The following is a 7,684-nucleotide window of genomic DNA, read 5'->3' on the forward strand; positions in this document are numbered from 1 at the left end:
GCTGAGCGGAGGCGATTGGTGATTGTCGGCGACACCCAGCAGAAGCTGCTGGCGAAACTCCTGGAGGCGAAAGCCGGACTGACGATCGACGAGCTGGCGGGCGCGGTGGACCTCACCCGCAGCGCGGTGAAGCAGCATCTCGCCGGCATGGAGCGGTCCGGCTACGTGCAGCACACCTCGTCGAAGAGCGGCGGCCGGCCGCGCTTTTTGTACACGCTCACCGACAGCGGGATCGATCTGTTTCCGAAGCGCTATTCATGGTTCTCGCGCGTCATGTTCGAGAGTCTGCGCAAAAAGATCGGTGCGTCGAAATTCGGCGCCTACATGTTCGAACTCGGCGTCGACATGTCGTCGGCTGCGATTCCGCGTCTGGTCGGCAAGACCCGGGTCGAGCGGGTCGTCGAGATCGTGAAGATCATGAACGAGACCGGATTTGCCGCGCGGGTGATTTCGCCCGGCAAGGGCGAGAAACTGCCCCGCATCGAGTGCAAGAACTGCGTGTTCCACGATCTATCCAAGGACTATGTCGAGGTCTGCCAGTTCGATCTCGGGTTTCTGTCCGGCCTGATGGGCGCGCCGATCGAGCATCAGGAGTGCATGCAGCGCGGTGGTCAGGCCTGCAGTTTCAGGTTCTTGCCGACCGCCTGAATTTCCGGCGGCGGCGCTGTCTTCGCGAACGGCGTCGCCGCCGAGCGCGCGATCGCGCGCGGGTCGAAGTCGGAATGGGCCATCACCGCGCAGATCTTGCGCATCTGCATTCCGAGATTGCCCGCGTCGTAGAGCGGGAAGACCGCAGCCTCGCGGAGATAGCGCTCGAGCGGCAGCGATCTGTCGAGCGCATTGACGCCGACCACCTTCATCGCCTGAAACACCGCACCGAACAGCATCTCGCTGCAGAACACCTTCGCCATCGGGCCGATCGCATGGCCGTCGGCGTTGTGAAGATCGTGATAGTGCGCTGCCTTCCAGGCGAAGGCGCGTCCGGCCTCGACCTTCATGGCGACTTCCGCGAGCGTGTAGGCGACCACCTGGTGGCTGATGATGGGTTGGTCGCCGCCGCCGGTATGCGTCTTCGCCCAGGTCAGCGCGTATTCGTAGGCCGAACGTGCGACGCCGACCGATGCGATCGCCGCCACCGGGCCGGACCAGGTGAACGCCTTGTTGATGACCAGATCGCCGTCCCCGATCGCGAAGGCATTCTCCTCCGGGACCCGGCAATCCGAGAATACGACCGAATTGTTCTGACAGAGGCGGTGGCCGAGCTTCGAGATCGGCCGCTCGTAGGAGATCCCGGCTGTCCCGCGGGGGACGATGATCGCGGTGAGGCCGCGCGAGCCCGCGGCCTGCGGATCGGTTCGCACGATGCAGACATTGACGTCCGCGCCGCCCAGATCCCAGCCGCCGGCGTTCACCGGCCAGAATTTTCGTCCGTTGAGGACGTATTCGCCGTTCTTGCGGTCGTGGGTGGCCGTCAGTCCGATGCCGGCGGGGTACGGAGCGGCGCCGTCGAAATTGGCTGTGCCGCCGGGATTGCCGGCGGCCTCGCTCACCGTCCATCCCGCCAGATACTCGCCGCGCGGGTCGCTGGTCGCCTGCGGCAGCCATTTCTGTTTCTGATCTTCGGAGCCGAACCACACCAGCGGCATCAAGGCCAGTCCGTTCACCAGCAGGATCGTGGCGAAGCCGGGATCGACGGCGCAGATCTCCTCGACCACGATCTGCAGGTCGAGGTTGGAGATCCCGCCGCCGCCGTATTTCTTCGGGATGAAGCCGGTGGCGAATCCCAGCTTGTAGCTTTCGATGTAGGCGCCCTTGACCGCCTGAAACGCCCGTTGTGGATCGTCATCCTCGTCGGCGGCACGAACCAGAGGGGCGAGGATCTCGCTGGCGAATTCGCGAGCGATCCTTTGCAGGCGTCGCTGATACGATGTCAGCGTGAAGTCGATCGCCATCATCGCGTCCTTGGCGGTTCTACTTAAAACAGTTTTGCATATCTAAAGTTACGCAGCATGGTCTTATTGTGTGCAGGCTGTCCCAATTGATGGGCAGCGTCACGCAGCGGTCGCGCTGCTGATCCTCTTGCGGTCGTCGCGGCGTCTCGGGGCCGTCAGTGGAATGTGAATGCGGGCGATCTGTCGCCGCCGCTTGGGCCATGAGCGCGGCGGCGGGTTTGCGTCTCGATCCTCGCAGAGGCGCATCCTATATGTGGGGTACACCGCTGCGGCGTTCCGACAGCGGGGTTGCGGTATGGCGCATGGGATGAAGCGCGGGAGAGGGGATCGAGTTGCGGGCAACGGTGCTGGCGGCGGGTGGAATCGTCTTGCGACACGGCGATCAGCCGTTGTTCGCGGTCGTCCGCATGCGAAAGCGCGGCGACTGGGTGCTGCCGAAAGGCAAGCTCGAGCCCGGCGAAACGACGCGGCAGGCGGCCGAGCGCGAGGTGCTGGAGGAGACCGGCCACCGCATCGCCGCCGTGCATGAGTATCTCGGCACACTGGCCTATGAGGTCGGCGGCCGCTCCAAGGTGGTGCATTTCTGGCGGATGGACGCCGAGCCGGAGCCGAGCCGGCCGCTGATGAAGGACATCCGCGCGGTCGATTGGCTGCCGCTGCGCGAGGCGACGCTGCGCCTGACGCGCGCCTACGAGCAGGCCTTCCTGGCCGAAGTCGGCCCGCTGGTGCTCGCCGCCGCGGCGGGCGTCGCCCAGCCGCCGCGCGCGACGCCGCCCGACCCACAGTGGACCCGGCCGCCGTCGCGGCCGGCGTGGGACGCCGAGCCGGTCACCGAACTCGCCGACGCGCCATCGCTGGCGCTGGAGCAGCCGGCGGAGCATGAGCCGCGGCCGAGCCTGCTGCAGCGTCTCCGCGCTTGGCTGCGCGGCCGCAGCTGAGCGCGCGACGAAACAATCATTTGATTTGGCTCAAACCCGGCTTGCCGCGCCTGCCTATCGTTCGTGAAACGCCGCCGCAGGGCGGCAGACGATCGGGAGGGGATGGCAATGAGCCTGGGTGTGGCCAGAGACACGGGCGCGACTGAACGCGCCGCAAGCGGGGCGCCGAGCGCCCGGCGCGAAATTTTCGGGACGCCGATCTTCGGCCCGGAAGCTGCGCAGAAGGGCTATGCCCTCAACAAGATGTGCTTCTCGTTCAACGATGCAGAAAACCGCGCCGACTTCGTGCGCGACGAGGCGGCGTATTGCGCGCGCTACGGCCTCACCGTCGCGCAGACCGAGGCGCTGCTCGGGCGCGATCTGTTGAAGCTGCTCGATCTCGGCGGCAACGCCTACTACCTGGCGAAATTCGCCGGCATCCTCGGGCTCAACATGCAGGACATCGGCGCGCTGCAGACCGGGCTGAGCGTCGAACAGTTCAAGGCGAAACTTCTGGCAGCGAGGGACAGCTGATGGCCACGATCATCGGCGGCCTCGCCGCATCCCACGTGCCTGCGATCGGCGGCGCCATCGCCAAGGGGCTGCAGAAGGACCCGTATTGGGCGCCGTTCTTCGACGGCTTCGACGCGCCGTGCCGCTGGCTAGATGCCATGAAGCCGGACGCCGCGGTGGTGATCTACAACGATCACGGCCTCAATTTCTTTCTCGACAAGATGCCGACCTTCGCGGTCGGCGCCGCACCCGAGTATCGCAACGACGACGAGGGCTGGGGCATTCCGGTGCGCGACCCGTTCCGCGGCGATACCAAACTGTCGTGGCATATCATCGAGACGCTGGTCGGCGCCGAGTTCGATCCGGTGACCTGCCAGGAAATGCTGGTCGACCACGCCTACAGCCTGCCGATAGAGCTGTTCTTCCGCGACCGCGCGCACGCCGTCCCGACCGTGCCGGTGGTGGTCAACACCGTGCAGCATCCGCTGCCATCGCTGCGGCGCTGCTTCAAGCTCGGCCAGGCGATCGGGCGTGCGATCGAAAGCTATCCGGAAGACATCAAGGTGGTCGTGATCGGCACCGGCGGGCTGTCGCATCAGCTCGAAGGCGAGCGCGCCGGCTTCATCAACACCGCCTTTGACCGCCGCTGCATGGACGCGATGACCGGCGACATCGACAGCCTTCTCGGCATCGATCCGTATCAGCTGGTCGAACTCGCCGGCAGCCAGGGCGTCGAAGTGATGAACTGGGTCGCAATGCGCGGCGCGTTGCTCGGTGACGTCCACGAACTGCATCGCAACTATCATTTGCCGATTTCGAACACCGCGTCGGGCATCATGCTGCTGGAAAACCGGCCGCGGCTGGCGAAGGCGGCGTAGCAATTCAGCCGCCGTCATTGCGAGGAGCGCAGCGACGAAGCAATCCAGGGACACAGTGCACGGCGCTGGATTGCTTCGCTTCGCTCGCAATGACGAGAACAAGTAAGGGCGTGTCATCACCACCGAGGAAACACCGCAATGTTCGCCTTCGATCCCTATTCGCCCGCCGTCGATGCCGACCCGTTTCCGCTCTACAAAATCCTGCGCGACGAGCATCCGGTGTATTGGAGCGAGGCGGCGCAGATGTGGGTGCTGTCGCGCTATATCGACGTCGCCGGCGCCGGCACCAACTGGCAGGTGTTCTCCTCGGCGCAGGGCAACCTGATGACCGAGCTGCCGAACCGCGCCGGCGCCACGCTCGGCACCACTGATCCGCCACGGCACGACCGTCTGCGCGGCCTCGTCCAGCACGCCTTCATGAAGCGCAATCTCGAAGCGTTGGCCGAGCCGATGCGCGACATCGCACGCGAGGCGGCCGAGGCGCTGCGCGGCCGCGCGCAGTTCGAGTTCATCGCCGACTTCTCCTCGAAGTTCACCGTGCGGGTGCTGTTCGCGGCGCTCGGCCTGCCGCTCGGCGACGAGCAGACGGTGCGCGACAAGGCGGTGCTGATGGTGCAGAGCGATCCGGTCAGCCGTGCCAAGGGACCGGAGCATCTGGCCGCCTACGCCTGGATGCAGGACTATGCGGCCGGCGTGATCGCGCAGCGCCGTGCGGCGCCGCAGAACGACCTGATCTCGCATTTCTCGATGGCCGAGATCGACGGCGACAAGCTCGATGAGCGTGAGGTGTTGCTGACCACCACGACGCTGATCATGGCCGGCATCGAGTCGCTCGGCGGCTTCATGAGCATGCTGGCGCTGAACCTCGCGGACTTCGCCGACGTCCGCCGCGCGGTCGCGGCCGATCCGGCGCTGCTACCCGACGCGGTCGAGGAATCGCTGCGCTACAACACCTCGGCGCAGCGGTTCAAACGCTGCCTGCAGAGCGACCTGACGCTGCACGGCGTCACCATGAAGGCCGGCGATTTCGTCTGCCTCGCTTATGGCTCCGCCAATCGCGACGAGCGGCAGTTTCCGAACGCCGATGTGTACGATCTGAAGCGCAAGCCCAAAGGCCATCTCGGCTTCGGCGGCGGCGTCCATGGCTGCCTCGGCTCGGCGATCGCCCGCATGGCGATCAGGATCGCGTTCGAGGAGTTTCACAAGGTCGTGCCGGACTACGCGCGCGCCGCGCCGCAGCTCGACTGGATGCCGTCCTCCACCTTCCGCAGCCCGCTGCGGCTGGAGATGACGGTGGATCGCGCCGCCACGCGGCACGCGGCCTGACTGCTACTTCTCATCGCCCAGCGTCAGCGCGACGCCGGTCAGCGTCGTGGCGATCCCGAAGCCGAGCGCACAGGTGATGGCGAAGTCGGTCATGCGAAAGCCGGACGGGTCCATCGCCATCAGCACCGGCCGGATGCCGGAGGCGTCGGAGTGCGTCGTCAGGAAGGCGAGGGTGAGGCCGAGGGCAACGCCCATCAGAGCGTGGCCGGCGATCGCGAGCGTCCGGGTGACGGTCTTGGGCGATAGTCTGCGGATCCGCGGCTGTGGCATGCGGCGCCTCCTGATCGAGGCTGCAACGCGTCTGCCCGCGCGCTGTTCCGGCTGGCGCGAAGGGAATTGGCGAGACCGAGACAATGCCCCGGCGGGGGCGCCTTGCGTAGTTGCACCGCGGTCGGCGCGCCGCCTGGTCGAATGCCACTTCGCTGCTCCGTCATGGCCGGGACAAGCCAAGACAAGCTCCCGGGCATGACGGTTCAGTGTGTGGCTCGTTACGGCTTGGCGATGTGCCAGGCGCCGTTGAGGAAGCCGTCGCCGGTGGTGTCGCCGGGCTTGGTGTCCTTGGCGAAGGTGTAGAGCGGCTTGCCCTTATAGGCCCACATCTTGCTGCCGTCGTCGCGGGTGACGATCGTCATATCGCCGGCCGGCTTGGCGTCGGCGGCGGCCGCGAGCGGCGGCCAGTTGGTGGCGCAGGGGCCGTTGCACATCGACTTGCCGCCGGCGTCCTTGTCGAAGGTGTAGAGCGTCATGCCCTTGGCGTCGACGTAAGTCTTGCCGGCGGCGGTGTCGGCGGTCTTGAGCATCTGGGCGGAGGCCGCGGTGGCGATCAGTGCGAAGCCGGCGGCGGCGAGAAGCGTGAGGGTGCGGGACATGCGGAGTACTCCTGGTGAACGGGGGCGACGCGATCGCGTCGTCCTCATCAACAGCACCGCGCGTCGATTATTCCCGGCCGCTCTCACTGCTGATCGCGTCGCCCCAGCTTAGCCGCCGAAAGCGCGCGTACGCGGCCTTGTCGCGCCGCGGTGCGACTGCGGTGGTGAGCCCATCCGGCGTGCACAGCTTGGCGGTGATCGCTACCTTGGACTGCTCCGGCTGCGCCAGCACGCGCGACGGCCGCGACGGCGGCGGCGTACGGCTCAGCGCCACATAGCTGAATTTTTCGTCCTCATAGGGAAGTTCGGCGCCCTTGAGGTGTTGATGCAATCTGGAGCGCGGCAGCCGCTGGACGAAGTGACACCAGTCCGGCGGTTGCAGCGGACAGGCGTCGTCGTGCGGACATGGCGCGATCACATGCGCGCCCTGCGCGATCAGCCGCGCGCGCAACTGGATTACGCGCGCATGGCCGGCCGGCGTGCCGGGCTCGACGATCAGCAGCGTCCCGGTGGTCCTCCGCCACAGCGCATCGGCGAGCTCATTGCGCGCAGCGTCGCCGAGTTCGTTGATGATGTAGCTGGCGATCACCAACTCGGCGGGCGTCGCGCTCGCGAGCAGTTTTCGCGCGTCGCCGAGCTGGTAGTCGAGCGTTGCGGCGCGCGGGCGATCGGCCGCCAGCGTCAGCGCCAGCTCGCGCAGCGCCGGGTTGGCGTCGAGCAGCGTCAGCGTGTTCAGGTTTTCGAATGCCTGAATCGCCGCGAACGATGCAGTGCCGGGCCCGGCGCCGACATCGAGCAGCGTGCCAGGTGAGAAGTCGGGCGTGATCGCGGTGAGGGCATTGAAGCTCGCCGCCACCGCCGCATAGGTCGCCGGCATCCGCGCCCCCGCATAGGCGATCGCGTCGGTGGCACTGACGATCGGCGCCGAGGTGCCACCATCGCGATAGGTTTTGGAAATCGCCGCTGCCCGCGCCGCCGCGTCGGCACGCGCGGTGCCGTGCAGCAGTTGCTCGAGCGCGGCTTTGAGATCGGCGGGGAGGGCGGGGGAGATCATCGTCTCGCTCCTCGTGAGGACAGGACGATCGTGTCTGAAACGTTGCAGTCGGTGCGAGCACCACCCTCCCCTGGAGGGGGAGGGTCGCTCGCGCAGCGAGCGGGGTGGGGTGGCGAAGCGTTCATCCGCAGTGCCCGCGGCTCCCGGCCCCCCCCCCCCCCCCGCCCCGGGGGGG

General features: G+C 66.9%; 9 protein-coding genes. 5 read left to right on the plus strand and 4 right to left on the minus strand.

The window, feature by feature from the left end; all coding sequences use genetic code 11:
- The first annotated feature begins 18 nt into the window (after window positions 1–18).
- Entirely contained in the window at window positions 19–648 is a 630-nt protein-coding gene (locus tag LPW26_RS22580; protein WP_238737965.1) for a helix-turn-helix transcriptional regulator, read from the plus strand.
- Here the strand turns inward: LPW26_RS22580 and LPW26_RS22585 are convergent.
- On the minus strand, window positions 612–1,952 hold the full coding sequence (locus LPW26_RS22585; RefSeq protein WP_238737966.1) for an acyl-CoA dehydrogenase family protein: 1,341 nt from the start codon (window positions 1,950–1,952) through the stop codon (window positions 612–614). The genes LPW26_RS22580 and LPW26_RS22585 overlap by 37 nt on opposite strands.
- A 332-nt stretch (window positions 1,953–2,284) precedes the next feature.
- Between LPW26_RS22585 and LPW26_RS22590 the strand changes: the two genes are divergently transcribed.
- From LPW26_RS22590 to LPW26_RS22605, 4 genes are all read left to right on the plus strand, one after another.
- Window positions 2,285–2,890 carry an NUDIX hydrolase gene (locus LPW26_RS22590; RefSeq protein WP_238737967.1) on the plus strand — a complete coding sequence of 202 codons (606 nt, stop codon included), beginning with the start codon at window positions 2,285–2,287 and terminating at the stop codon, window positions 2,888–2,890.
- Window positions 2,891–3,010: 120 nt separating this feature from the next.
- On the plus strand, window positions 3,011–3,403 hold the full coding sequence (locus LPW26_RS22595) for a protocatechuate 4,5-dioxygenase subunit alpha (RefSeq protein ID WP_238737968.1): 393 nt from the start codon (window positions 3,011–3,013) through the stop codon (window positions 3,401–3,403).
- A complete protein-coding gene (locus LPW26_RS22600; protein ID WP_238737969.1) occupies window positions 3,403–4,260 on the plus strand; it encodes a class III extradiol dioxygenase family protein in 858 nt (285 codons plus the stop codon). The genes LPW26_RS22595 and LPW26_RS22600 overlap by 1 nt, the downstream gene beginning before the upstream one ends.
- A 138-nt stretch (window positions 4,261–4,398) precedes the next feature.
- Window positions 4,399–5,586 carry a cytochrome P450 gene (locus tag LPW26_RS22605; protein WP_238737970.1) on the plus strand — a complete coding sequence of 396 codons (1,188 nt, stop codon included), beginning with the start codon at window positions 4,399–4,401 and terminating at the stop codon, window positions 5,584–5,586.
- Window positions 5,587–5,589: 3 nt separating this feature from the next.
- Here the strand turns inward: LPW26_RS22605 and LPW26_RS22610 are convergent, their stop codons facing one another.
- From LPW26_RS22610 to LPW26_RS22620, 3 genes are all read right to left on the minus strand, one after another.
- Entirely contained in the window at window positions 5,590–5,856 is a 267-nt protein-coding gene (locus tag LPW26_RS22610) for a hypothetical protein (protein WP_238737971.1), read from the minus strand.
- Window positions 5,857–6,074: 218 nt separating this feature from the next.
- Entirely contained in the window at window positions 6,075–6,455 is a 381-nt protein-coding gene (locus LPW26_RS22615) for a COG4315 family predicted lipoprotein (protein WP_238737972.1), read from the minus strand.
- A 67-nt stretch (window positions 6,456–6,522) separates the two neighbouring features.
- Window positions 6,523–7,509: a small ribosomal subunit Rsm22 family protein gene (locus LPW26_RS22620; RefSeq protein ID WP_238737973.1), complete on the minus strand. Its 987-nt coding sequence runs from the start codon at window positions 7,507–7,509 to the stop codon at window positions 6,523–6,525.
- Window positions 7,510–7,684: the final 175 nt, after the last annotated feature.

Origin of the sequence: Rhodopseudomonas infernalis (assembly GCF_022271405.1) — a bacterium.
GTDB lineage: Bacteria > Pseudomonadota > Alphaproteobacteria > Rhizobiales > Xanthobacteraceae > Rhodopseudomonas > Rhodopseudomonas infernalis.